Annotated in this window: 17 protein-coding genes; 14 read left to right on the top strand and 3 right to left on the bottom strand. The window is 61.4% G+C overall.

Translation table 11 applies throughout. The features are described 5' to 3' along the window. From I1M21_RS05285 to I1M21_RS05265, 5 genes are all read left to right on the top strand, one after another. On the top strand, positions 1-555 hold the full coding sequence (locus I1M21_RS05285) for an NADH-quinone oxidoreductase subunit B family protein (protein WP_195192721.1): 555 nt from the start codon (positions 1-3) through the stop codon (positions 553-555). Next, positions 555-1,271, top strand: a complete 717-nt coding sequence (locus I1M21_RS05280) for an NADH-quinone oxidoreductase subunit C (RefSeq protein WP_195192720.1) — start codon at positions 555-557, stop codon at positions 1,269-1,271. Before I1M21_RS05285 ends, I1M21_RS05280 begins: the two co-directional genes overlap by 1 nt. A gap of 5 nt (positions 1,272-1,276) precedes the next feature. After that, positions 1,277-2,365 carry a hydrogenase large subunit gene (locus I1M21_RS05275; protein WP_195192719.1) on the top strand — a complete coding sequence of 363 codons (1,089 nt, stop codon included), beginning with the start codon at positions 1,277-1,279 and terminating at the stop codon, positions 2,363-2,365. 7 nt (positions 2,366-2,372) lie between these two features. Beyond that, complete coding sequence (locus I1M21_RS05270) at positions 2,373-2,714, top strand: 4Fe-4S dicluster domain-containing protein (protein ID WP_195192718.1); 342 nt, start codon at positions 2,373-2,375, stop codon at positions 2,712-2,714. A gap of 707 nt (positions 2,715-3,421) precedes the next feature. After that, positions 3,422-9,748 carry a Spy0128 family protein gene (locus tag I1M21_RS05265; RefSeq protein WP_195192717.1) on the top strand — a complete coding sequence of 2,109 codons (6,327 nt, stop codon included), beginning with the start codon at positions 3,422-3,424 and terminating at the stop codon, positions 9,746-9,748. Positions 9,749-10,353: 605 nt separating this feature from the next. On the opposite strand, the gene I1M21_RS05260 is transcribed toward I1M21_RS05265, so the two are convergent. Continuing rightward, on the bottom strand, positions 10,354-10,983 hold the full coding sequence (locus I1M21_RS05260; protein WP_195192716.1) for a response regulator: 630 nt from the start codon (positions 10,981-10,983) through the stop codon (positions 10,354-10,356). Continuing rightward, positions 10,980-12,125 carry a sensor histidine kinase gene (locus tag I1M21_RS05255; protein WP_195192715.1) on the bottom strand — a complete coding sequence of 382 codons (1,146 nt, stop codon included), beginning with the start codon at positions 12,123-12,125 and terminating at the stop codon, positions 10,980-10,982. The genes I1M21_RS05260 and I1M21_RS05255 overlap by 4 nt, the downstream gene beginning before the upstream one ends. Positions 12,126-12,323: 198 nt before the next feature. On the opposite strand from I1M21_RS05255, the gene I1M21_RS05250 reads away from it, so the two are divergent. The 7 genes from I1M21_RS05250 to I1M21_RS05220 all read left to right on the top strand — a co-directional run bounded on the left by I1M21_RS05250 (position 12,324) and on the right by I1M21_RS05220 (position 21,368). After that, complete coding sequence (locus I1M21_RS05250) at positions 12,324-13,262, top strand: ABC transporter ATP-binding protein (protein ID WP_195192714.1); 939 nt, start codon at positions 12,324-12,326, stop codon at positions 13,260-13,262. A 9-nt stretch (positions 13,263-13,271) separates the two neighbouring features. Further along, positions 13,272-14,459, top strand: coding sequence for an ABC transporter permease (locus I1M21_RS05245; protein WP_195192713.1), 1,188 nt, complete (start codon positions 13,272-13,274; stop codon positions 14,457-14,459). Next, positions 14,446-15,651 carry an ABC transporter permease gene (locus I1M21_RS05240; RefSeq protein WP_195192712.1) on the top strand — a complete coding sequence of 402 codons (1,206 nt, stop codon included), beginning with the start codon at positions 14,446-14,448 and terminating at the stop codon, positions 15,649-15,651. Before I1M21_RS05245 ends, I1M21_RS05240 begins: the two co-directional genes overlap by 14 nt. Before the next feature lie 129 nt (positions 15,652-15,780). After that, positions 15,781-16,494 (top strand): ABC transporter ATP-binding protein, encoded by a 714-nt coding sequence (locus tag I1M21_RS05235; RefSeq protein WP_229025623.1) that lies wholly within the window; start codon positions 15,781-15,783, stop codon positions 16,492-16,494. Positions 16,495-16,502: 8 nt separating this feature from the next. Further along, positions 16,503-19,169 (top strand): ABC transporter permease, encoded by a 2,667-nt coding sequence (locus I1M21_RS05230; protein WP_195192710.1) that lies wholly within the window; start codon positions 16,503-16,505, stop codon positions 19,167-19,169. 8 nt (positions 19,170-19,177) lie between these two features. Beyond that, on the top strand, positions 19,178-19,825 hold the full coding sequence (locus I1M21_RS05225; protein WP_195192709.1) for a class I SAM-dependent methyltransferase: 648 nt from the start codon (positions 19,178-19,180) through the stop codon (positions 19,823-19,825). A 337-nt stretch (positions 19,826-20,162) separates the two neighbouring features. Then, on the top strand, positions 20,163-21,368 hold the full coding sequence (locus tag I1M21_RS05220; RefSeq protein ID WP_195192708.1) for a DUF362 domain-containing protein: 1,206 nt from the start codon (positions 20,163-20,165) through the stop codon (positions 21,366-21,368). 164 nt (positions 21,369-21,532) lie between these two features. Here the strand turns inward: I1M21_RS05220 and I1M21_RS05215 are convergent, their stop codons facing one another. Beyond that, a complete protein-coding gene (locus I1M21_RS05215) occupies positions 21,533-22,498 on the bottom strand; it encodes an alpha/beta hydrolase (protein WP_195192707.1) in 966 nt (321 codons plus the stop codon). Between the two features lie 186 nt (positions 22,499-22,684). Here I1M21_RS05215 and trhA point away from each other — a divergent pair, with 186 nt between their 5' ends. Continuing rightward, positions 22,685-23,368, top strand: a complete 684-nt coding sequence (gene trhA / locus I1M21_RS05210; RefSeq protein ID WP_195192706.1) for a PAQR family membrane homeostasis protein TrhA — start codon at positions 22,685-22,687, stop codon at positions 23,366-23,368. Between the two features lie 110 nt (positions 23,369-23,478). Next, on the top strand, positions 23,479-24,852 hold the full coding sequence (locus I1M21_RS05205; protein ID WP_195192705.1) for a hemolysin family protein: 1,374 nt from the start codon (positions 23,479-23,481) through the stop codon (positions 24,850-24,852). The last annotated feature ends 7 nt before the right edge of the window (positions 24,853-24,859 follow it).

Genomic DNA, 24,859 nt, shown 5'->3' with positions numbered 1-24,859 from the left:
ATGGATCATAAAATGTCGCGCTCGCCGTGGGTTATTCATTACGACGGCTCGAGCTGCAACGGATGCGATATCGAGGTGCTGGCCTCGCTCACACCGCTGTTCGATGCGGAGCGCTTTGGCGTGGTCAATACCGGCAACCCCAAGCATGCGGATATCTTTTTGGTGACGGGTTCGGTCAATGCTCAGAACCTGCCCGTCGTGCGTCAGATCTACAACCAGATGCTCGAGCCCAAGTGCGTGGTGGCGTGCGGCATCTGCGCGTGTTCGGGCGGCGTGTTCCGCGATGCCTATAACGTGATCGGCGGCGTGGACCGCGCGATTCCCGTGGACGTGTACGCGCCCGGGTGCGCCATTCGCCCCGAGACGGTGATCGATGCCATCGTGGAGGCGTGCGGCATCCTGGACCAGAAGGAGGCCGTGATGCGCGCCGGTGGCGACCCGCTCACCGTGGGCGGTGCCGCTACCTGGGACGGTGGCGTTGAGCTGGGCGAGGATGGGTTTGTGGCTGCTGCGGAGGCCGGCGACGCGACCGCCGCTGCAAAGGAGGCCGAGTAATGCAAAAGGCTATCTATACCACCGTCGGGATCGAAGAGCTCCTGTCGCATGTCCAGGCGCTTAAGGGCGTCGGCGCGCGCTTTGTGCAAATGCACGCTGAACGCAACGTCGACGACGGCTCGTATCGCTTGGTCTATACGTTTATCAACGTTCGTGCTGCTCAGGAGCATATTGCGCAGGACGGCAGCTATGCGATTGAGAACCTGGTGGTTGAGGGCATCGACCAGTACCAGGAGATTCCGTCCATCAGCTCGTACTATCCGGCGGTGTTCCCGTTTGAGAACGAGGCGCACGACCTGTTTGGCCTTGCCATCACCGATATGCAGATCGACTTTAAGGGTTTTTTCTACCAGGTCTCGACCGCCGAGCCCATGAGCGTGATCACGCCCGAGGTGAAGGCCGCGCGCGAGAAGGCCATGAAGGTCCGCGCTGCTGCCGAGGCCAAGGCGTGCAAGGCCGCGGCCGAGAAGGCCGCCGCCGCGGCTACTGCGGGGGAGGGCGCCGCAGATGGCAGTGGCACCGCGGGCGCTGCCACTGCCCAGCCCGCTGCGGCTGCCGGCTCCGATGCCCAGCATGACGAGGCCGCTGCCAAGGCTGCGCTTAAAGCTGCCGAGATGGAGGCAAAGCTCGCTGCCATGGATCCCGAGAAAGCGGCCAAGGTCCGCGCGGCGCTTGCCGCCAAGGCCGCCCGCGACAAGCAGAAAAAGGAGGCGTAGGGTCCATGGCACATCGCTCCGTTATTCCGTTTGGCCCGCAGCACCCGGTGCTGCCCGAACCACTCCACCTGGACCTGGTGATCGAGGACGACCGCGTTATCGAGGCAATTCCGCAGATCGGTTTTGTGCACCGCGGGCTCGAGAAGCTCACCGAAAAGCGCGACATGCATCAGTTTGGCTACATCGCCGAGCGCATCTGCGGCATCTGCGCCGTGGGCCACAGCTGCGGTTATGCCACAGCTTGCGAGCGTATGCTCGACATCGAGGTTCCTGGCCGCGTGCAGTATATCCGCACCATTTTGCACGAGTTGTCGCGTATCCACTCGCATTTGCTGTGGCTGGGCCTGCTCGCCGATGCCTTTGGTTTTGAGGCGCTGTTCTATCGTTCGTGGACCCTGCGCGAGCAGATTCTCAAGATCTTTGAGAGCACCTGCGGCGGGCGCGTGATCCTGTCGATCAACGAGATCGGCGGCCTTAAGCACGATATCGAGGACTCCGAGTTGGCGGGAATCGTCCAGACGCTCGATGCCATGCGCCCCGACTACGAGGCCCTGGTGCATACGTTTTTAGATGATGCCAGCTGCGGCGAGCGCTTGCATGGCGTGGGCGTGATCAGCAAGAAGGACGCGCTGGATCTTTCGATGGTCGGGCCGTTCGGTCGCGCCTCGGGCGTGGATTACGACGTGCGTATGTTCGGCGACGGTGCCTATGCGGACTTGGCCGCGTTTGAGCCCATCGTGGTGACCGACGGCGACTGCTATGCCCGCTGCCAGGTGCGTTGCGCCGAGGTCACACAGGCCATGGACATCATTAGGGAGCTTGTGGGCAAGATTCCGCACGACGGTATCGGCGGACGCACCAAGCTCACGCCGGCTGACGGTGCGCGCGGCGAGGTTGTGATTGAACAGCCGCGTGGCGAGGCGTATTACTATGTGCGCGGCAACGGCACCAAGAATCTGGACCGTTTCCGCGTGCGCACGCCGACGTCGCAAAACCTGGCGGGTCTGACGCATGCGCTGCAGGGCGTGCTCATTGCCAACGTGCCCATGATTATCCTGACCATTGACCCCTGCATTAGCTGCACGGAAAGGTAGGCGCGGCATGAGTTTGCTGACATTTGCCAAGACGGCCTTGGGTTCTATGGTCAAGCGGCCGGTCACGGTGTGCTATCCGCAGGAAAAGCTCGCGGCACCCGAGCGCTTGCGCGGACATATCGTCAACGATATGGACGTGTGCATTTGTTGCGGCATGTGCGCGCGTCGCTGCCCGGCGGGTGCGCTGGCGGTCGATCGCAAGGGCGGCACCTGGTCGATCGATCCGTATGCCTGCGTGGTGTGTGGCGAATGCATCGAAAGCTGCCCCAAGCACTGCCTGAGTATGGACACCGCCCGCACCCCGGTTGCGGCGGACAAGACTCCCACGGTAGAAACCAAGCCGGAATAGCGCTGGAATAGGGGCCGGTGGGGCAAAAATACCCCACCGGCCCCGCGCGTAGACGCGCGGTTAGGCCGCCGCGAACAAAACTATGCCGGTTTACTACGACGAATCGCCAATCTCCAACCACACCGCATTTGGTAAAAACAAAACCGCAGGTAGACGGCTTGCGATTTTGCAAAGAAAGCGAGTGTGGTCGGGGAATTCGTATTTATCGTAGTAAACCGGCATATTTTTGAAATGGCACCGTATCAGTAACAGCCTCTGATCCCCCGGGGACGGAGGAAAGCGGACCATTTTGGCCTTGCAAGGGCGTCTGCGCGACCCGTCCGCCACGAAATGGGCCCATCTACTACGTTTGGGCGGCCACCCTCAACCACAGCGAAAAGCGAGAAAAGAAAACCGCAGGTAGATGGCCTGCGGTTTTTCGTAAAACGCTGGTATGGTCGGAGGTATCGGGTCAAACGTAGTAGATGGGCCGATTTCGTGGCGAGCGCCATCAATTGATCCCCCGGGGACGGAGGAAAACGGATCATTTTGGCCCGTCGGCTCCGAGTCGCACCCGTTTTCCTGCGAAAACGCTGTGTCTCAACTTTGGTGAGACATTTGTCTCACACCCAAAACCGAATCTGGAACGTGTGTCACCTGCCCTAATTGTGTCTCATTCCGTAACTTTAGGCTGATGCAAGGTCTAATCCTGCGAGAAGGGAGACGCGATGGGTAAGTACACGAGGGGTCTCTTGGCGGTGATACTGGCCGTAGTGCTGGTGTTGCCAGCCGCAGCATTCGCCATGCTGCCCGAGGCCAACGCCAGGTCCAGTACGGGAATGGACGGGCCGACAGTGAGCGGGCCGACGGTTGTCGACCCCGACACCACCGGACGCTGGGAAATCTGGGCGGCCGGCCACAGCGGTAATAAAGTAACGACCCAAAACGTCGGTCGAATCTGGACCGACAAGACGGTCATGGCAACCGGAGAAAACGAAGAGTCGGATTTCTTGACTACGCTTTCGGCGATGTCCTCGACGTCTAATTCAAAGGTGACGGTTACCACGCCGCTTGACATCGTGATGGTGCTGGATGCATCTGGCTCGATGAATGATCCTATGGGCGGTGGAGATTCCACCAAGCGTATCGATGCACTGAAGAACGCTGCGAACAGCTTTATCGACACCATCGCCAAACAAAACGAAGGTATCGAGGGTGTCGATAGGCAGCATAAGGTTGCCATTGTTAAGTTTGCGGGTGATGAGACCGATAAGGTCGGAAACGACACGTACCGCTCCGGCGGCCATAGCTACAACTATTCGCAGACAATGCAAGAGTTGACGGCGTGCACGGTTGGCGGCGCAAAGGGTCTTAAGGGAACGATCGATTCCATCAAGCCTGCTGGCGCTACGCGTGCCGATTATGGTATGAAACAAGCCGAGAAAAACATTAAAACTTTTGGACGCGAGGGCGCCAAGAAGGTCGTTGTGTTCTTTACCGACGGCACGCCGACAAGCTTCAGCGAGTTTGATTCGGGCGTCGCTAACACTGCCGTGACGGCTGCCAAAAACATGAAGGACGGCAAGGCCACCGTTTATACCATTGGCATCTTTAACGGTGCGAACCCCAATGCCAGTGTCCAAGATTCGAAGACAAGCCAAGAGAACAAGTTCATGCAGGCCGTATCGAGTAACTACCCCAATGCCACGGCATGGGATACTCACGGTGCGCGCGCAGAAAACTCCGACTACTACAAGTCGGCGACCAATGCAGAAGAGCTCAAGAAGGTCTTCGACGACATCTCACAGGCCATTACGTCGGAAGCGCCTCACCCGACCGAAATCGAAAAGGGTTACGACGCGACCAAGTCCGGCTACATTACGTTTACCGATGAGCTGGGCGACTTTATGCAGGTCGACGGTTTTATATACAACGGCACGACGTTTGGCAAGCCGACAAAGACCGAGGACAACGTCGACACCTACACATTCACGGGTGATGCCGCGAACCTGGTCATCACCGTTCAACATGCCAAAGAGGGCGAGCCTCAGACCGGCGATATCGTAACGGTCAAGATTCCTGCGTCGTTGATTCCGCAGAGCCACTTTAAGAACGAAGACGGCAAGCTTTCGGTCGACAGCGCTCAGCCTATCCGCGTGAAGTACACCTCGAGCGTGAAGAAGGTTGCGCTCGACAACCTGTTTACGCCCGAGAAGGTCACGGGGCTCAAGGACTACATCGAGCATAATACGACCGTCGTTGACGGCGCCAAGACCGTGAATTTCTACGCGAACAAGTGGGCTGCCGGCGCGCTGGGCGATACGGTTGCGACCTTTGAACCTGCCGACACCAACCGCTATTACTATTTCCAGAAGCAGACGCCCATTTACACGGATAAGGCTTGCACGCAGCCTGCAAAGGGGCCCGCGCTGGCTGGCGAGGTTACCTATTACTACAAGGACGAGTTTGAGGAGCAGGGCGAGAACGACGAGGCCAAGCCCGCCACCGACGTCATCGAATTTATCGGCGGCGACGCCGCGAAGTTCGACGGCGCGATTGTTCCCGATGAGAACGGTAACTTGGTGTTTACTGTGGGAACCGCACGCCTGGCCTTTATCGATGAGCTCCACACCATCAAGGAGAACAACAAGACTCGCACCGCGACCGACGTGCTCAACCCCAAGTGGAACAACACGTCTGCCAAGGCGACCGCGACGCATGTCAACTCCTACCTGGGCAACAACGGCAAGATTAGCTATAAGTACGACATGACGCCGGTAACGGTGGATACCAAGGATACCGAGGCCGGCTTTGGCCTGACCAAGGTGCTCGAGGGCCGCAACTGGAAGGCTGAGGACACGTTTGAGTTTGGGCTGACGCCCATGGACGGCGCCCCGATGCCCGAGTCCGCGACGGCGCCCGTGACTGCGTCTGTGACCAAGGACGATCTGGACGACAAGGGCAAGGCGGCCATTGACTTCGGCACGATCGAATACAAAGAGCCCGGCACGTATGTCTACAAGGTCAGCGAAAAGAACGCCGGGACCACGGTTGACGGCATTGCCTACAGCAAGAACGTCGCGGAGATCACCGTGACGGTGACGCCCAACAAGAAGGGCGAGCTGAGCGCTGACGTGCAGGTGGCCTGGAGCGAAGCAGGCGAGACCGAGTTCAAGAACATTTACACTGCGAAGCCTGTTGAGTCCAGCGTTACCGACGAGATCGCCGTGGCCAAGTCCCTGACCGGGCGCGACCTTGCGGCCGGCGAGTTTAGCTTTGAGCTGGCCGAGATCGTGGATAAGGAAGTTAAGCCTGTCGAGACCGTCAAGAACGCTGCTGACGGCAAGGTGACGTTCAGCCCCATCAGGTACACCGAGATCGGCCAGCACACCTATACGCTGCGTGAGGTCAAGGGCAACGCCGGCGGCATCGCCTACGACGACACGGTCTACACCATCGTGACGACCATTGCCGACAACGGCAAGGGCCAGCTTGTTGCTACGCACGAGCTGAAGGATGCCAAGGACGCCAAGGACGTCAAGAGCATCGAGTTCAAGAACGTCTACACCACGAATGCTGCCGAGGCATCGCTTGCGGGCAAGAAGAGTCTGCAGGTTCCCGATGGTCTGACCCCGGCCGACATCACCGGCAAGTTTACCTTTACCGTGACCGGCGAAGAGGGCGCGCCTATGCCTGCGAGCACGAGCGTGCACAACGACGCCGACGGCAAGGTCGACTTTGGCAAGATCACCTTTACGCTCGACGACCTTAACAAGGCCCTGGGTGAGAAGCCCGAGAAGCGCGAGCATACCTTTACCTACACGGTGACCGAGTCCGGCGAGGTCGCTGGCGTGACCAACGACGCCAAGCTGTCGCGCGAGGTTTCCTTCACCGTGACCGATAACGGCAAGGGTAAGCTGGACGTGTCCCGCAAGCCGGATGGCAACGCGGCCTTCACGTTCACCAACACCTATAGCGTGAAGCCTGTCGAGACGAGCGTCACCGACCAGATTACCGCGACCAAGGTTCTGACCGGCCGCGACATGGCTGAGGGCGAGTTCTCCTTCGAGCTCGTCGAGGGCGAGGGCAAGGACGTCAAGGTCGTTGCCACCGGCAAGAACGCCGCCGACGGCACGATTGCGATGAGCCCCGTGAAGTACGACAAGGCTGGAACGCACAACTACACGCTGCGCGAGGTCAACGGCGGAACCACCAGCAAGGGCGTCACCTACAGTGACGCCAAGTACACCATCGAGACCACCATCACGGACAACGGCGATGGTACCCTCAAGGCGGAGCATGTCTTGAAGGACGCGAAGGACGCCACGGCTGCAACCTTCGAGAACGCCTACAGCGTGACCCCGACCGATGCAGACCTCGACTTTGGCCTGAGCAAGGCCATCGACGGTCGCGAGTGGACGGATGGGGACGAGTTCAGCTTTACTATCGCCGCCCCCGATGGCGTCCCGCTGCCCAATCCTGCAACCGTAACCGTGAGCAGGCGCGACGCGAAGGATGGCATCGCCGCCATCAAGTTCGGCAAGATTCACTACACTGCCGCCGGAACCTACAAGTACGAGATCCGCGAGAACGCGGGCAGCACGGTCGGCATGACGTATGACGCCCATGTCGCGACCGCCGAAGTGACCGTGACCGAGGACGGCGATGGCACCCTGACCGCCAACGTCACCAAGAAGGAAAACGGACGTTTTACCAATACGTATCGCTCTGAGCTCAACTACACCGCGGCCGGCGGCCTCAAGCTCAGCAAGACCCTCCGCGGACGTCCCATGACCGAGGGCCAGTTCACCTTTACCGTGACGCCCGCCGACGAGGCTTCGGCCAACGCACTTGGCCTGCTGCCCGGGGTCAACGAATTCAAGTCCCCCGCGACGGCAGAGGGAACGGTCGGCCTGATCGACATCCTGGCTGGCCATGAGGTCAAGTTTACGCAGGCTGACGCCGGCAAGACCTTTACGTACACCGTGGCCGAGAAGAACGACCATCAGCCCGGTTACACCTACGACGAGGCCGTCCGCACCGTGACGATCGCCATCGCCGACGACACCGCCGGTACGCTCACCGCCACGACGACCGTTTCCGGTGGTTCCGAGGGCACGCTGGTGACCGAGTACAAGACCGGTGCCGCTGCGGTCGAGAGCGCCGTGGTCCCGTTCGTCAACAGCTATAGCGCTACGACTAACACGACTGGTGGTGGAGCCGCTAAGGTCGTTGCCACCAAGACCCTGACCGGTCGCCCGATGGCCGACGGTGAGTTCTACTTTGGTATCGCCTACGCAGGCGAGAAGGAAGCCATCGAGGGCACGTGCACTACCAACGTTAATGGCCAGGTAAGCTTCGGCTTCCTGCATTACACCACCGAGATGCTCGCCGACTTGGTGAACGCTAAGCGCGCTATCCGCACCGATAAGGATGCCAAGCTTGCATGGACTATCGGTTACACCGCCTTTGAGTTCACGCCGCAGCTCGCGGCCAAGGGCATCACGGCCGCAACGCCGAGCTTCAGCTTTAAGGTCATTGTCGTCGATAACGGCGACGGTACCCTGACGGCGAAGTCTGTCTACGACGGCATCAAGCCCGAGTTCAAGAACGTCTACGGCACCGATGCCGTTGATGCCGCACTCGCTGGCACCAAGAAGCTCCAGGCAGCCGTGGGCCTGACCCCGGCTGACATCACGGGCAAGTTCACCTTTACCGTGACCGCCGACGAGGCAGGTGCCCCGATGCCCGAGCGCACGACCGTAACCAACGACGCAGCCGGTAACGTGGACTTTGGCAAGATCCACTTTACGCTCGAGGACCTCAACCGCGCTCTGGGCGTGACGGACGATGCGACCGATAAGGCCGAGGCAGACGAGGCTGACGACGTCGACGCTGACGAGGCAGAGGCCGACGCCGACGCTGATGCCAACGCTGGCGAGCCCGGCGACGAGTCCGAGCCCGCAGCCCCCACCGCTCCGCGCTCGCACACCTTTACCTACACGGTGACCGAGTCCGGTAGCGCCCCTGGTGTGACCAACGACGCCAACGCCACGCGCAAGGTTTCCTACACCGTGACTGACGACGGTGCCGGACATCTGAGCGTCGTGCGTGAAGGCGACGACGGTGCTGCCTTTACGTTCACCAACACGTACGGCGTGGCACCTACCGATTCTGTCGTGACCGATCAGGTCAAGACCGTCAAGCGTCTGACCGGACGCGACCTTGCAGCTGGCGAGTTCACGTTTGAGCTGCTCGAGGACGACAAGGTCGTCGCTAGCGGCACCAACGACGCCAACGGCACCGTTGCGCTGAGCCCCATCCGCTACGAGGCGCCTGGCACGCACACGTACACGCTGCGCGAGGCTTGCCCCAACGCGCTCGGCCTGTACAAGGGCGTCACCTATGACAGCGCGACCTACACCGTCGTGACCACCGTCTCCGACAATGGTGACGGCACGCTGACCGCGACGCACAAGCTCGAGGGAACCACCGAGTCGGCCGGCTTTACCAACAAGTACCACGCCATGCCCACGCAGGTTTCCATCGGCGCCATCAAGGTGCTCGAGGGACGCGAGCTCAAGAAGGACGAGTTTAGCTTTAAGCTCGTTGGCGAGGACATCGAGTCTACGGTTACCAACGATGCCGACGGCAAGATCAACTTCGACAAGTTCGAGTACGACGAGCCCGGTACGTACGCCTACACCATCAGCGAGGTCAAGGGCGACGAGGCCGGTATGACCTACGACAAGTCCGTCTTTACCGCGACCGTCAATGTGGTCGACGACGGCGAGGGCAACCTCAAGGCGAGCGTCGCCTATGCCAAGGGCGACAAGAGCGTCGAGGGCATCGTGTTCAACAACACGTACAAGAAGCCCGAAACGCCCGTGCCGACGCCCGACCCCGGCACGCCCAAGACCGTGACGAACATCGTCAAGACGGTCAAGGGTTTCCTGCCCACCACGGGTGACCAGCAGGCAGCCGCGCTCCTCATGGCGTTTGTCGTCGCCATGTCCGGCGTCGGTGCCCTGATCTGGGGCATCCGTAAGCGCTAGGCAAACTGACAGCGCCCTGGGCCAAGGGCCCCGGGCCGCTGGCGGGGAGCCAAAACATAGCCCCCACCCCACCCCCAGCCGCCACGGAGGCGTCTCCCTTCTCCGTGGCGGCACTTTTGTGCGCGGAGGAGGAGGGCGCGCCACAAAACCGGCCCATCTACTACGTTTAACTGCCTATCCCCGACCATGACGAAAAGCGCGGAAACAAAACCGCAGGTAGAACGCTTGTGGTTTTGTTCAAAACGAGGATATGGTTGGAAGTGTCGAGTCAAACGTAGTAGATGGGCCGGTTTCGTGGCGGGCACCGCCAATTGATCCCCCGGGGACGGAGGAAAACGGATCATTTTTGGTTTCGTGCGACTTACGGGGCGCTTGTGCGGGGCTGCCCGAACAAAACTATGCCGGATTACGGGGCCGGATCGCGAACTCCCGACCATGTCGGTATTCGTGAAAACAAAACCGCAGGTAGATGGGCTGTCATTTTTCGAAAAATGCGGGCATGGATGGAGGTCCTTAGTTTAGCCCCGTAATCCGGCATAGTTTTGAAATGGCATTAAATCGGTGGCAGCAATTTTGCCATGCCGAAGTGGTTGGCCGTTGGTTGATTACCCTCGCAGGTAGGCGATGGCGATTTGGGTGCGGTTGCGCAGGCCCATTTTGGCCAGGATCGAGCTGATGTGGTTGCGCACGGTGCCTTCGCCCATGTAGGCGGTGGCGGCAATCTCCTTGTTGTCGAGACCGCGGGCGATGAGCTCGGCGACCTCGAACTCGCGGTCGGTCAGGCCGGCAAAGGCCGCGGGCCGGTGGGGCGTGCCTGCTTTGTCACCCATTTCGTCAAAGTCAATATCCTCGATTGCCTTGCCCTCAAGCACACGTTTGCCATCCATGACCTGCGCCAACGCTGGTGGGATGGCGGCGACATCGGTCTTGATTAAGTAGCCACGGGCACCCAGTTTGAGCGCCGACACAATGTACTCGTCATCCGAAAACGTGGTCAGGAACACCACGCGTGCTGCGGGGTCGCGCTCGAGGATCTCGCGTGCCGCCGAAAGGCCGTCACGCCCTGGCATCTGGATGTCGAGCAGCGCGATATCGGGTGCGTGTTCGGTGTGGAGCGCGACCGCGTCGTTGCCGTCGGCGCCGGTGCCCACGACTTCGATCTGCGGCTGGGCACCCAGGATAATCTTGAGCGAATCGACCACCAAGCGGTCGTCGTCGACAACAATGAGCCTCATCGGGCCTCATCTCCTTGCTGTTTTGGGACGGTGGCAAACACGCGCCAGCCGGGGGCACCGGCGCGTGGGCCGGCGGTGAAGGTTCCGCCAAGCGCCTCGACGCGCTCGCGCATGGAGCCGAGTCCCATGCCTTCTGCGGCGTTGCGGCTGTTCACCGGGGTCGCGCCGGCGCCGTCGTCGGTAACGATGAGCTGGTAAAACGACGGATGCTCCATGCATCGCACGGTAACGTTCTGAGCACGGGCGTGGCGTATGGTGTTGGAGAGCGCCTCGCGTAGAATCGCCGCAAAGCAGTTGGCTACGTTGGCGGGTGCATGCTCGGCCAAAACTTCAAGCTCAATCTGCGGGCCGCCGTCCGAGCGCGCGCCTTCAACAATGCGTTCGAGCTGCACGGAAAGGTCGACGGCGTTGTCGTTGAGCGCGTGGACGCTGGTGCGCACAAGCTGGAGCGCCTCGTCAACCGTGCGTTTGACGTCGGCGAAATCGGCGGCAACCCTGGGCTCGTCGGCGTGGACCACGCGTAGGGCTTCGGCCTGCAGTGAAGCGCGCGTGAGCTGGTGCCCGACGTTATCGTGGATCTCGCGCGCGATGCGGGCGCGTTCGGCGAGCGTCGCGAGCTCGACTTCGTAGTCCTGGCGGTCGGCGAGGTCGCGGTTGCGCGCTTCGAGCGCGAGGGCTCGTTCTTGCAGCTCGTCGCGGGTACGGCGCATGCGCTGTTGCTCGCGCTCCAGTTGGGCGGTACGTAGCGATAGCAAGGTGGCGGCAACCGAAAGGATGGCGGTCAGCAGGAGCGTTCGGGTGGTGAGCGCGCCGCCGCGAAGGTCCGCGACAAGCGCGCAGACAAACACGGCGCCAATCGCCAGCGCGGGCCAGATGCGTTCACGGCGCACGCGTCGCGCGATGTCATAGAGGGCGAGAGGCGCAAACGGCACAAACGGCGGCACGACGACGGCCGCGATGATGTAAGCGCAGCTCGCGGCCTCGCTCGCGCGCCGGGTGCGTTTCCCCTGTGTGACCTCGGCCAGCGAGGTGGCAATAATGCCAAGGCAAAACGCCACAACCAGACGAGCGTCCACGGCAAGACCCATGGCGGCCGCAATACAGCACGCCAGCACGATCGATTTGTCGAAAAGCCTGTTCATACGGGTATTGTACGCGAAGCCGCGCGTGGTGGAGGGGCCACCCGGAGCAACCGTGACATTCCTCCCACGCGGCAAAGCGGGGGCACCGGCGGGCCGCGCGACCAAGCCCTACACTCGTGACAAAGCTCACTGGTGCGCGCCGGCGGCTCCTGCGATGATGCAATCGTACCGGGCCGCAATCAACAGAAGGGCCGCCTCATGACAGATATCGTCCGCGTCGAAAACCTCGTCAAGCGCTACGACGACCTTATCGCGCTCGACCACTTTAACCTCAGCATCGCCCCCGGCGAGATCTTTGGCCTGCTGGGCCCCAACGGCTCGGGCAAGACCACGTCCATCAACTGCATCCTGCAGCTGCTCGCCTACGACAAGGGCACCATCGAGCTGTTTGGCGAGCCCATGACGCCCGCCCGCTACGACCTCAAGCGCCGCATCGGTGTGGTGCCGCAGCAGGTGGCGGTATTCGACGAGCTCACCGTGCGCGAGAACATCGACTATTTCTGCAGTCTCTACGTCAACGACCGCAAGCGCCGCCGCGCGCTGGTGGACGAGGCGATCGACTTTGTCGGCTTGGGCGACTTTACGAAGTTCCGCCCCGGCAAGCTCTCGGGCGGCCTGGCGCGTCGCCTCAACATCGCCTGCGGCATCGCGCACAAGCCCGAGCTCATCTTCTTTGACGAGCCCACGGTGGCGGTCGACCCGCAGAGTCGCAACGCCATCCTGGAGGGCATCTGCCGCCTGCGCGACGAGGGCGCCACGGTGGTGTATACCAGCCATTATATGGAGGAAGTCGAGCAGATCTGCAGCCGCATCATGATCATGGACGGCGGGCGCGTGCTGGCGCAGGGCACCAACGACGAACTCAAGCGCATGATTCAGATGGGCGAGCGCGTGACTGTCGAGGTCGGCGCCGTCGAGACCGCCACGGTCGAGCGGCTGCGCGCCCTCGAGCACGTGCTTTCGGTTGAGCTGTCCGGCGGCGAGCTCGTCTGCACCTGCGAAGCGAGCCCGCACAATTTGGTCGACATCCTCGACACGCTGCGCGCCGCCGACGTGGCGCTCGGCCGCATTTATTCCGAACCGCCGACCCTCAACGACGTGTTCCTCGAGATCACCGGCCGCGAGCTGCGCGACTAGGGGGCAGTCATGTTCAACACCATCATCACTACGGTCAAGACGCTGCTGCGCCGGCCGAGCACGTGGGTCTGGGGCGCTCTCTTTCCCATCGCGCTTTCCACGATGTTCATGTTTATATTTGCGAATCTGAGCTCCGACGGCACGGTCGACCCGGTGCCGGTTGCCGTCATAGCGGACGAGGCCTGGGACGCCTCGACCTTTAAGGACGTGGCGACGTCGCTTGCCAAGGAGAGCGACGATCAGCTGCTCGAGATTCACGAGTGCGACGACGCAGCCGATGCGAACCGTGCGCTTAAGGCCGGCGAGGTCGCGGGCATCTATACGGTCGACGACGCGGGCGCACCCAAGCTCACGCTGCTGTCGAGCTACGACAGCTCGCGTGCGTCGTCGGTGCTCACCGACCGCAGCATTTTGGAGACGGTGGCAAGCTCGTATACACAAAATGCCGAGCTCATGTCCCAGATTGCCCAGGACAACCCGGCGACGCTCGCCGACCCGGAGGCGGTTGCGCGCGCCCTGTCGCTCGAGGGCAGTACCCGCCGCGTAAGCCTGACACGCACCACACCCGATGGCACGGTCATCTACTATTACGCGCTCTTTGGCCTGGTCGCGATGATGTCTGCCGAGTTTGCCGCCTTGAGCGTCGTCGATCTGCAGCCCAATCTGTCGGGCCTTGGCGCGCGTCGCTGCGTGGGCAGCCTTTCCAAGACGGCGTCGCTGGCCGGTATTTTTGTCGGATCGTGGCTGGTTTCCTTTGCCTCGATGGCGATCGCGATTGGCTACGTGCGTCTGGTTGTTGGCGTCGACTTTGGCGGGCGCGAGGGGCTCTGCCTGGTGGGCGGCGCTGCCTCCGCGCTTGCCGCGACGGGCCTGGGGCTCTTTGTGGGCACGCTGCCCGTTAAGGGCGGAAAGGCGTCCAAGTCGGGCATCCTCACAGGCTTTGCCACCACGTGTGCCCTGTTCGCCGGTCTCTACGGCGAGCCGGCGATGGCGCTTGCCGACGACGTCGCTCGCGCCTGCCCGGCCGAGTGCTGGCTCAACCCCGTCAAGCTCATCTGCGACATGTTCAACCGCCTGTATTTCTTTGAGGACTTGGGTCCCTTTGCCGTTCGCGCAGGCGCGCTTGTCCTGATGGCCCTGGTGTTTGTCGCTGCCGCCACGCTGATCTTTGGAAGGAGCCGCTATGAGCACCTTTAAGACTGCGCTTCGCATGGCGCTTGCGCACCCGTTTTACCTGCTCATCTATACGGTGTTCATCTCGCTTATGGGCGTGTTCATCGCGGCGTCGGTGAGCTGGAACTCGTCGCAGCTCACCGAATACAAGCCCTACGACACCAACGTGATCGTGGTCGATCACGACAACAGCGACCTTTCGCGGGCACTCACCAAGCACTTGGGGTCGCGCTTTGACCTGGTCACGGGCATCGGCGACGATACGTACGACCTTGCAGACGCGCTCTCCAAGAGCAACAGCGCCAAGGGTAGCGCCGACTGCGTGTTCTTTATCCCGGAGGGGTTCGAGGACGACCTCGTTGCAGCCGCTCGAGCGGGGAAGTCCCTGTCCAAGCTCGATGTGACCTACGGTGCCGGCACCATGGCGGCAGCGCTTTCGTCTGCCGAGGCCTCGCGTTGGATTTCGCTCGCGGGCACTGCGGCGGCGCTTGAGCCCGCTGCCTCCAACGGCAGCGTCGCCAAGGCCGCCGAGCATGCCGCCGCCAAGCGCGCGGAGGTCGAGATCGAGCAGGTCAAGGTCGATTCGACTGCCGCCGCCACGCTCGAGTCGTACTTCAACTTTGGCGCGTACGCGATCATCTCGTCGGTCATCGTGTCGGTGGGGCTGGTATTCTCGGGCATGAATGAGCCAGAGCGCGTGCGCCGCATGGATGCCGGTCCGGTCTCCGAGCGCCAGCGCTCGCTCGCCGTGTTCGCGGCCGCCGCCGTGATTACCGTCTGCATCTGGTTTGTGTCGAGCATGATGGGCGTCGTGGGCTTTGCCGGCGCGGTTGCCGAGGTCGGCGTGGGCCGCGTGTGTCTGGCGCTGGCGGCGACGTTTGCCCTGGCGTGCACGCCGCTGGCCGTTGGCTTTGCGCTGTCGAGCCTGGGTGCGCGCGAGGAGTTGCTCAACGGTGTGGGCAACCTGCTTGGCATGCTCATGACGTTTTTGGGCGGCGCATGGATGCCGCTGTCGCTCATGGGTTCGGCCGTGCAGACCGTGGCGCACTTTGTGCCGACGTATTGGGTGAACGACGCGATCAGCAAGGCGCTCGCCTCGGACCTGACGTCTGCCGTACTGGGCGACATCGCCTGCGACCTAGGCGTCACCGTGCTCTTCGCCGCAGCCATCGCCGCCGTAGGCCTCGCCCTCGCACGCACCAAATCCCGCGCCTAACCACCCGGTCATTCAAGAACGTCCCCAACGACTAGTCTTGAAACAAATCCCCACTCTCGCCCCAAAATAGTTCGCCAAGGTTTACTATTAGCCTATTAAAGTAGCAGAAGGCTAACAATGGGGGATACCATGGCAACGCAGGAAGCCTATGTCCAGGTCAAGGATCTCAAAAAGCACTACGGCGACGGTGACGCGCGCCTGACGGTGCTCGACGGCATCGACACGTCCATCAATCGCGGCGAGATCTGCGTCATGCTGGGGCCCTCGGGTTCGGGCAAGTCGACGTTTCTTAACCTGATCGGCGGCCTGGAGGATGCCGACGGCGGCTCCATTATGGTGGACGGCTGCGACCTCACCGTACTCAAGCCCGCCGACCTGGGCGAGTATCGCCGCCGCGAGCTGGGCTTTGTCTTCCAGTTCTACAACCTGGTACCCGACCTCACCATCAAGGAGAACATCGAGGTCACGGCGCACCTGTCCAAAAACCCGCTCAATGTCGACGACCTGCTGCGCTCGCTGGGCCTCTATGAACATCGCAACAAGTTCCCGCGCCAGGTCTCGGGCGGCCAGCAGCAGCGTTGCGCCATCGGTCGCGCGCTCGTCAAAAACCCGGGCCTGTTGCTGTGCGACGAGCCCACGGGCGCGCTCGATTACAAGACATCCAAGGAAATCCTGCAGCTCATGGAGGACGTCAACCGCGAGTACGGCTGCACCATTATCATCGTCACCCACAATGCTGCCATCGCCCGCATGGCCAATCGCGTGCTGCGCCTGCGCGACGGGCGCATCGTCGAGGATGAGCTCAACGAGTCGCCCGTTGCGGCCGCCGAGCTCGATTGGTAGGCGGCGCCATGTCACCTCTCGCAAAACGTCTCCCGCGCGAGCTGCGCCGCAATATCGGTAAATACCTGGGCATCTTTTTGCTTATGTGCGGAAGCATCGCTCTCACCTCGGGCTTTTTGCTCGCAGCGCATTCCATCGGCTGCCTTATCGACGACATGCGCGATGCGTACACGATTGAGGACGGCCGCGTGACCACCTCCTTCGAGGCTGCCGACGATCAACTCAAAGCTGCCGAGGATGCCGCCAGTGACGTTGGCGGCGTCACGCTCTACAAGAACTTCTCCATCGACGCCATCATCAAAAAGGCGTCCGGCGACGACGGCACCAAACGCACCCTGCGCACCTATGCGCATCGCACCAAAGTTGACATCGCGTCCTATTGCGAGGGAAAGCAGCCCCGCGCGGACGACGAGGTGGCTATCGACCGCGTCTTTGCCATCAACAATGACCTGTCCGTGGGCGACGAGGTAGCGCTCGAGGGTCGTACGTACACCATCTGCGGCATCATGACCCAGCCCGACAGCCAGGCACTCTTCCTCAACAACTCCGACTTTACGGTCAACACCATCACCTACGGCGTGGCCGAGGTCACCGACGCCGGTTTTGCCGCGCTCGAGGACGCCGGCGGCGCACCCGCCTACACCTACTCCTTTACCTTTAACGACCGCGATCTCTCCACCGCGGACCGCATCGATGCCGAGCAGGATATGGTCGAGGCGCTGACCGACGCCGATGCGCGCGTGGACGACCTGACCGACGCCGATTCCAACCAGGGCATTGGCTATGCGCGCGATGACGTGGACGGCGACTCCATGATGTGGACGACGCTGCTCGACATCATCATCGTGATCATGGCGTTTGTCTTTGTGGTCCTTACCGACGCCACCATCGAGGAGGAAAGCGCCATTATTGGCACGCTGCTCGCCAGCGGCTATCGTCGTCGCGAGATCGTGCTGCACTACCTTGCGCTTCCCGCTATCGTGGGCGTGGTCGCGGCGCTTTTGGGCACTGCGCTCGGCGTTGTGTTCTTTACCGAGCCCATGCGCAGCCTCTATTACGGTTCGTACAGCCTGCCGCCCTTCCAGGTGTACTGGAGCTGGGAGATCTTTGTAAAGTGCGCCGTGGTTCCCGCCGCCGCGCTCATCCTCATCACGCTGGTGGGTCTGCTTCGCAAGATGGGCAAGACGTCGTTGCAGTTCCTCCGTCACGAGGCGGGCGGCAAGTCGGGCACCAAGCGTGGTATGCAACTGCCGGAGCGCATGGGTTTTGTTTCCCGCTTCCGCCTGCGTATCTTCCTGCGCAATCTGGGCAACTTCGCCACGCTCTTCGTGGGCATTGCGTTTGCCTCGCTGCTGATGCTCTTTGGCCTGGCGATCCTGCCCACGATGACGCACTATGCGGACAACCTCGAGACAAGCCTGGTCGCCGAACACCAGTACACGCTCAAGGCGCCGCTGGAGCTCGAGGGCACTGCCGAGGAGCGCGAGCAGTGGTCGGCACTCGAGCGCCTGCAGTCGGTGGACGGTGCGCTGCTTTCCGCCGCTCAGGATGCCGATGACGAGCTCGATGACGCGGCCCATGCTGCCCAGTCGGCGGCTGACGCTGCGACCAGCTCGCCGTCTGCCGAGAGCCTGACTGCGGCGCAGGATGCGCTTGCAAACGTCCAGGACAAGAAGGATGTGCTTTATGCGCGCCTCGATGACCTTGCCGATGCCCTCGGCTGCAACCGCGACGAGGCTATCGACCTGATCGACAAGGCCTCTAAGATCGACACTGACAACGACGACATTCACCCGGTTAACACGACCGATAACGGTGCAGACAAGATTGCGCAGACCGAGAAATACGCCGTTTACCAGCTGCAATACGACCGCGGCGATGGTAATGGGCAGGAGACGATTTCCGTCTACGGCATCTCGCCCAATTCGCGCTATTGGAAAGACCTCAACGTCGGCGATGGGCGCGTTGTCTTTGGCGGTGGCTTGCTCGACAAGTTTGGCTGGAGCGAGGGGCAGAAGGTCACGCTCGGCGACAAGTACGAGGGCAAGGACTATTCGCTGGAGTACACGGGCAAGGATGCCACCTGGGGCTCCAAGTCGGACATGAATATCTATATGAGCATCGACGACTTTAACGAGCTGTTCGACAACGACGCCGCCTACTTTAACGGCTATGTGAGCGACGAGAAGCTCGACCTCGATGCTCGTTACTTTGCCGGCGACACCACGCCCGACGACATGCGCGCCGTGGGTGACCAGTTTATAGGCATGATGAGCAAAATGATCGGCATGATGGTTGGCCTCGCGGTATTTATCTTCCTGCTGTTTATGTATCTGCTGACCAAGGCTGTGATCGACCACAGCGCCCGTTCGATTAGCTATATGAAAGTCTTTGGCTATCGAGATAGCGAGATCTCGCATCTGTACATCCGCTCGATCACGCTGTGCGTGGCGGCGTCGCTCGTGCTGAGCCTGCCGGTCATTATTGGCTCGCTCACGGCCATCTTCCGTTCGATGCTGCTCGCCTACAACGGCAATATCGAGATCTACGTGCCCGCTTGGTCCATGGCGGCGTGCGTGGGCATTGGCTTTGTGACCTACTTGGTCGTGGCGCTGCTGCACACGCGCTCCATCAAGCGCGTGAGCCTCTCCGAGGCGCTCAAGGTCCAGGAATAGGAGGGCTCATGGCCAGATCGGCAGAAGAGCTCAAGCAGCTTTCCGTCAAAGAGTTCACCGAGGCGGCGAAGATCTACGAGTCCGGCCATGCCGGAATCTACGAGATGTGCAAGGACGACTATCCGCAGATGCTCGAGGAGCTCGCGCTCGAGCCGTTCGAGGACGTGCTCGACGTGGGCTGCGGAACCGGAGCAGTCCTGGAGCTGCTGCACGGGGAATACCCGGGCAAGCACCTGACGGGGCTCGACCTCACGCCCAAAATGATCGAGGCGGCACGCGCCAAGCAGCTCGGGAACGTCCGCTTCGTCGTCGGGGACGCCGAAGCCCTGCCCTTCGAGCCGCAAAGCTTCGACGCCGTGCTCTGCTCCAACAGCTTCCATCACTATCCGCACCCCGAGAGGTTCTTCGCCGAGGCGGCCCGAGTCCTGCGCCCCGGCGGGCGCCTGATTCTCCGCGACTACACGTCGAGCGACTTCGTGGTATGGCTCATGAACACCTTTGAGCTGCCGTTGGCGCGCCTCGCAGGCCACGGCGATGTCCGGATCTGCAAGGTGTCCGAGCTTCGTGCGCTCGCCGAGAGCGCTGGATTCCTCCTGCTCAAGCTCGAGGCGCAGAAAGGCTTCCGCGCCCACCTGGTTGCGCGCAAGCCCTCCTAGGCCGACCACATTTTGGGACGGGGGATTTCGTCCCACGCGACGCCTTTCCTACCAGATGCCGATGACGTGCTGCATGCCCAGGCTCACGCAGGCGATGGCGACCCAGCAGCAGGCACCCAGCAAGAGTGGTCATTGGGGACAGTCTTAAACGACTAGTCATCGGGGGCAGTCTTTGCCGATTCGCCGGCTCGCCGGCCGGGCTGGCAAGGACTGTTCCCGGCTGCCGAGTGTCGAAAGAGTGTCCCCAATGACTAGGTGCCATACTTGACTTTAACTCTGCTTTAACTGGTACCATCCTCTATGTCTGTAACGCCATATAGACCGAGGGGATATATCTATGACCGTAACTGCACCCGCAGCACCCGCTAAGGTGTACTTCACCAACCTGCGCACGCATGCTCGCGAGAGCCAGCTCGACAAGCTCAAGCGCCTCATTCGCCGCGCCGGTATTGAGCAGATCGACTTTGAGAACAAGTTCGTTGCTATCAAGATTCACTTTGGCGAGCTGGGCAACCTGAGCTTTTTGCGCCCCAACTACGCCCGCGCCGTTGCGGATGTCGTGAAAGAGCTGGGCGGTAAGCCCTTCCTCACCGACTGCAACACGCTCTATGTCGGTAGCCGCAAAAACGCGCTCGAGCACATCGACACCGCCTACCAGAACGGCTTCACCCCGTATGCCACGGGCTGTCAGATTATCATCGCCGACGGCCTCAAGGGCACCGATGAGGCACTCGTTCCGGTCGAGGGCGGTGAGTACGTGCACGAGGCCAAGATCGGCCAGGCACTCATGGACGCCGACATCGTGATCAGCCTCACCCACTTTAAGGGCCATGAGCAGGCCGGATTTGGCGGCGCCATGAAGAACCTGGGCATGGGAGGCGGCAGCCGTGCTGGCAAGATGGAGCAGCACGCCGCCGGCAAGCCGAATGTCGATACCACCAACTGCGTGGGCTGCCACGCCTGCGAAAAGATCTGCGCGCACAACGCCGTCTCGTTTGACGACACCCGCGAGCGCGAGCTTGCCAACGGTAGTACTCGCACGGTACACGTGGCCGCCATCGACCACAATCGCTGCGTGGGGTGTGGGCGCTGCATTGCGGCGTGCAACCAGGACTGCATCAAGCCCGGCTATGACGCTGCGGCCGATGTGCTCAACTACAAGATCGCCGAGTACACGAAGGCTGTCGTCGACGGCCGCCCGAGTTTCCACATCTCGCTCGCTATGGACATTAGTCCCAACTGCGATTGCCATCCCGAAAACGACACGCCCATCGTCAACGATATCGGTATGTTCGCGAGCTTCGACCCGGTCGCCATCGACCAGGCTTGCGCCGACGCCGTCATGGCATCCGAGCCGCTGCCCAACACCGAGCTCACCGATAGCGCCGCTAAGATGGAGCACAATCACGAGCACCTGGAGGGCGAGCAGGCACACGACCCCTTCTGCATCACGCATCCCGACACCGACTGGCGCGCGTGCATCGCGCACGCCGAAAAGATTGGCCTGGGCACGAGCGAGTATGAGCTCATCGAGGTCAAGTAGCGTCCGGTTATTGGACAAATCGCGTTCTTTTAGCAGCGCAACGTAAGTAAAAGCCGCCCGTGAGCACAGCGCTCACGGGCGGCTTTTCGGAAGCGAGGTGAAAAATCGAATACCGCCGACCACAAGGCGTTTTAGGCAACAAAACCCCAGACGTTGCTTTTTGCCTAAAAGTGCTCGTCGAGGAAGTTATTGACTGTGTTCCAGTAGAGCTCGGGGTCAACTTGCGCACTCTTGGCGTGGGTGGCGCCATGGATGGTGAGCTTTTGCTTGACCTTGCTGGCGCACGCCTCGTAGTTTTGGTCGAGCATACTGTACGGCACAAAGGTGTCCTGGCCGCCGTGGATAAACAGCATGGGAACCGTCGCGTGTTTGAGTTGCTCCACACTGCTCGCCTTATGAAAGTCGTAGCCCGCGCGCACGTTGCACACCAAGTTTGCTACATCGAGCAAGGGAAAGCTGGGCAGGCCGAACACATCCTTGAGCTGCAGGGAAAACTCGTCCCAAACACTCGTATAACCGCAGTCCTCGATAATGCATTTCACGTTTGCGGGCAGAGACTCCCCCGCGACGTTCATGGCGGTTGCCGCACCCATCGACTCGCCAAAGACCAGGATGCGCGCCTCGGGGTCAGCCTGAACGATTCGCTCGATCCATGCGACGATGTCGAGGCGCTCGGGCCAGCCCATGCCGATATAGTCGCCGCCGGAGCGCTCGTGGGCGCGGGCGGCGGGTGCGAGTACGTTCATGCCGCGGTCGTGGAATCGCTTGACGTATCGGGCCATACCGATGGGCTCGTTGGTATATCCATGCAGGCAGACGGCGTAGTCGTGCGTGCTCTCCGACGCAGCAAAATACCAGGCGGCGAGCTCGGTTCCGTCATCTGCGGTGAGGCTGCTGCTCTCGCGGTTCTCTTTAAACCACGCCCGCGCCTCGGTTTCCTCGGCATCCGGCTGCTCACCTTTTTTGTCGGCCTTACCATCCTGCATCATCTTCATGGTGTAGGGCGCTTGGGGGTTCAGGGCAAAGTCAAACAAAAAGTTGCCGGCAAACCCCAGCAGCGCGACAACGAGCACCAGCGCAACGACGCCGGCTATCTTGAGCTTTCGATGGGAACGTGCGTTTTGAGACATAAGAAGCTTTCCTATAAGATGTTAATACATCAACATTTAATGCAAGCGCATTATGGACGTTCGCCGTTGATACGTCAACAAGCAAAGAATGGGTAAACAAAGGGTCACGTATGGTGCAAATTTCGCGCGTACCCAGACGCTTTGATATAGTGTTGAGAACTCTTTACGTTGGAGGATGTAACCGGCATGTCCGATTCGAGCGACAGTTCTAAGCCGCGACCCAAGACCGCGGCCGTTCCACACTACACGGTGGGCGAGGAGATCATGAACTCCGTCACCCATGGTGTCGGCTGCCTGCTGGGTATCGCGGGCCTGGTGCTCCTGATCGTATTCGCTGCCCTGCGCGGCGGAGGCCCGGCCCACATGGCCGCGGCAATTGTCTATGGCGTCAGCATCATCCTCGAATATCTGGCCTCCACGCTCTACCACGCGATTCAGCCCGCTCGCGCCAAGCGCGTGTTTCGCATCATCGACCACAGCTGCATCTACCTGCTCATAGCCGGCAGCTATACGCCGTTTTGCCTTATCACGCTCGCAAACGACGGCGGCCCTGCGCTGTTCTTTGCCGTATGGGCCATCGCCATCATCGGCATCGCCCTCGAGTGCTTCCTACGCGAGCGTCAACCGCACTGGGTAAGCGGCCTGGTCTACCTGCTGATGGGCTGGCTCGTTGTCTTTAAGCTGCCCGAACTTGTGGCGCTGCTCAACCCCGTGGCACTTGCCCTGCTCGCCGTCGGCGGCGTGTGCTACACCGCGGGCGTGCCGTTCTTTATCGCCAAAAACGTGCGCTACCTGCACAGCGTGTTCCACCTGTGGGTGCTCGCCGGCAGTATCTTCCAGTTCATGGCGGTGATCCTCTTCGTAATCTAGCGACCACGCCTGCGCGCTCGCGTCCTTGTTTGGGCGCCGGCGCAATTGCCGTATCCGCCGTCAACGTTTTAATCCGACGTCCCGAATCTTGGAGGTTCGAGAAACTCCCGATGGACATAACCATCTCCCTTATCACCACCCTCGTTTTGACCCTCATCAACGGCTACTTCTCTATGTCCGAGATGGCGCTCACCACGGCCAAGCGCGCCGTGCTGGAGCACGAGGCCGAGGAAGGCGACAAACGCGCCGAGCGTGCCATTAAGCTGGCTGCCGACTCCGACCAGCTGCTCGCCACCATCCAGGTTGCCATTACGCTCGTGGGCTTCGCCTCGTCCGCCGTCGCCTCGACGAGTCTGTCCGACCCGCTCGCCACGTGGCTCATGAGCTTTGGCATCGCGCCGCTCTCCGCCATCGCGCGCGGCCTGGCGCCGGTCATCATCACCGTCGCGGTCGCCTTCGTATCCATCGTGATCGGCGAGCTCGTCCCCAAGCGCATCGGCCTGGCCAATGCCGAGGACGTGTCCAAGCAGGTCGTGGGCCCGCTTTCCGTGTTCCAGAAGATCGCCCGTCCGCTCGTGTGGCTGACTGGCGCTTGCTCCGATGGCCTGGCCCGCATCCTGCGCATCAAGAGTGCCGACGACCGCCAGAACGTCTCGGAAGAAGAGATCAAGTACATGGTCTCGGAGCAGGACGACCTGCTCGACGAGGAAAAGCGCATGATCCACGAGATCTTCGACCTGGGCGACACCGTTGCCCGCGAGGTCATGGTGCCGCGCGTGGACACCACCATGTGCGAGGACGACGAGACGGTCGCCGACGTGCTGTCCACCATGCGCCAGACCGGCTTTAGCCGCATCCCCGTCTATCACGAGGATCCCGACAACGTCGCCGGCATTGCGCACATCAAGGACCTGATTCAGCCCGCGCTCGACGGCGAGGGCGACCAGCCCATCGCCGGTTTTTTGCGCGACGCCACCTTTGTGCCCGACACCAAGGACATCCTGCCGCTGCTGTCCGAGATGCAGACCTCTCACGACCAGATCGTGGTGGTCGTGGACGAGTACGGCGGCACGGCCGGCATTATCACCATCGAGGACATCGTCGAGGAGATCGTCGGCGAGATCGAGGACGAGTTCGACCCCGACAACAAGTATCTCACGCGCCTTTCGCGCCGCGAGTGGCTCGTTGATGGGCGTTTTTCGTGCGATGACGCGATTGAGCTTGGTTGGCCGCTCGAGGAAAGCGATGATTATGAGACCATCGCCGGCTGGATCTTGGAGCTTTGTGACTCGGTGCCCGACATCGGAGAGGTGTTTGAGGTTGCAGGGTACAAGTTCAAGGTGCAGTCGATGCGTGGCCAGCGCATCTCGCTCATTCGCGTGATCGCTCCGGCCGAAACCGATAAGAAGGATTCCGAGTCTTCGGCAGAGAAGCCGGCGACGTCGGGTGCGGGCTCTGTGGATCCGCACGATGGCGACGAGTAGGGCAAGG

The organism is Collinsella aerofaciens (assembly GCF_015546965.1).
Classification (GTDB): Bacteria; Actinomycetota; Coriobacteriia; order Coriobacteriales; family Coriobacteriaceae; genus Collinsella; species Collinsella aerofaciens_X.
The sequence above is the reverse complement of the archived record's forward strand: the minus strand, read 5'-3'. Positions and strand labels throughout refer to the sequence as shown.

What these genes read in the sequence shown, in the direction of transcription:
- I1M21_RS05230 (WP_195192710.1), top strand. Translation starts at nt 16,503, where the DNA reads ATGTCACCTCTCGCAAAACGTCTCCCGCGCGAGCTGCGCCGCAATATC.
- I1M21_RS05285 (WP_195192721.1), top strand. Translation starts at nt 1, where the DNA reads ATGGATCATAAAATGTCGCGCTCGCCGTGGGTTATTCATTACGACGGC.
- I1M21_RS05250 (WP_195192714.1), top strand. Translation starts at nt 12,324, where the DNA reads ATGACAGATATCGTCCGCGTCGAAAACCTCGTCAAGCGCTACGACGAC.
- I1M21_RS05205 (WP_195192705.1), top strand. Translation starts at nt 23,479, where the DNA reads ATGGACATAACCATCTCCCTTATCACCACCCTCGTTTTGACCCTCATC.
- I1M21_RS05215 (WP_195192707.1), bottom strand. Translation starts at nt 22,498, where the DNA reads ATGTCTCAAAACGCACGTTCCCATCGAAAGCTCAAGATAGCCGGCGTC.
- I1M21_RS05225 (WP_195192709.1), top strand. Translation starts at nt 19,178, where the DNA reads ATGGCCAGATCGGCAGAAGAGCTCAAGCAGCTTTCCGTCAAAGAGTTC.
- I1M21_RS05240 (WP_195192712.1), top strand. Translation starts at nt 14,446, where the DNA reads ATGAGCACCTTTAAGACTGCGCTTCGCATGGCGCTTGCGCACCCGTTT.
- I1M21_RS05220 (WP_195192708.1), top strand. Translation starts at nt 20,163, where the DNA reads ATGACCGTAACTGCACCCGCAGCACCCGCTAAGGTGTACTTCACCAAC.
- I1M21_RS05255 (WP_195192715.1), bottom strand. Translation starts at nt 12,125, where the DNA reads ATGAACAGGCTTTTCGACAAATCGATCGTGCTGGCGTGCTGTATTGCG.
- I1M21_RS05265 (WP_195192717.1), top strand. Translation starts at nt 3,422, where the DNA reads ATGGGTAAGTACACGAGGGGTCTCTTGGCGGTGATACTGGCCGTAGTG.
- I1M21_RS05270 (WP_195192718.1), top strand. Translation starts at nt 2,373, where the DNA reads ATGAGTTTGCTGACATTTGCCAAGACGGCCTTGGGTTCTATGGTCAAG.
- I1M21_RS05280 (WP_195192720.1), top strand. Translation starts at nt 555, where the DNA reads ATGCAAAAGGCTATCTATACCACCGTCGGGATCGAAGAGCTCCTGTCG.
- I1M21_RS05260 (WP_195192716.1), bottom strand. Translation starts at nt 10,983, where the DNA reads ATGAGGCTCATTGTTGTCGACGACGACCGCTTGGTGGTCGATTCGCTC.
- I1M21_RS05235 (WP_229025623.1), top strand. Translation starts at nt 15,781, where the DNA reads ATGGCAACGCAGGAAGCCTATGTCCAGGTCAAGGATCTCAAAAAGCAC.
- I1M21_RS05245 (WP_195192713.1), top strand. Translation starts at nt 13,272, where the DNA reads ATGTTCAACACCATCATCACTACGGTCAAGACGCTGCTGCGCCGGCCG.
- trhA (WP_195192706.1), top strand. Translation starts at nt 22,685, where the DNA reads ATGTCCGATTCGAGCGACAGTTCTAAGCCGCGACCCAAGACCGCGGCC.
- I1M21_RS05275 (WP_195192719.1), top strand. Translation starts at nt 1,277, where the DNA reads ATGGCACATCGCTCCGTTATTCCGTTTGGCCCGCAGCACCCGGTGCTG.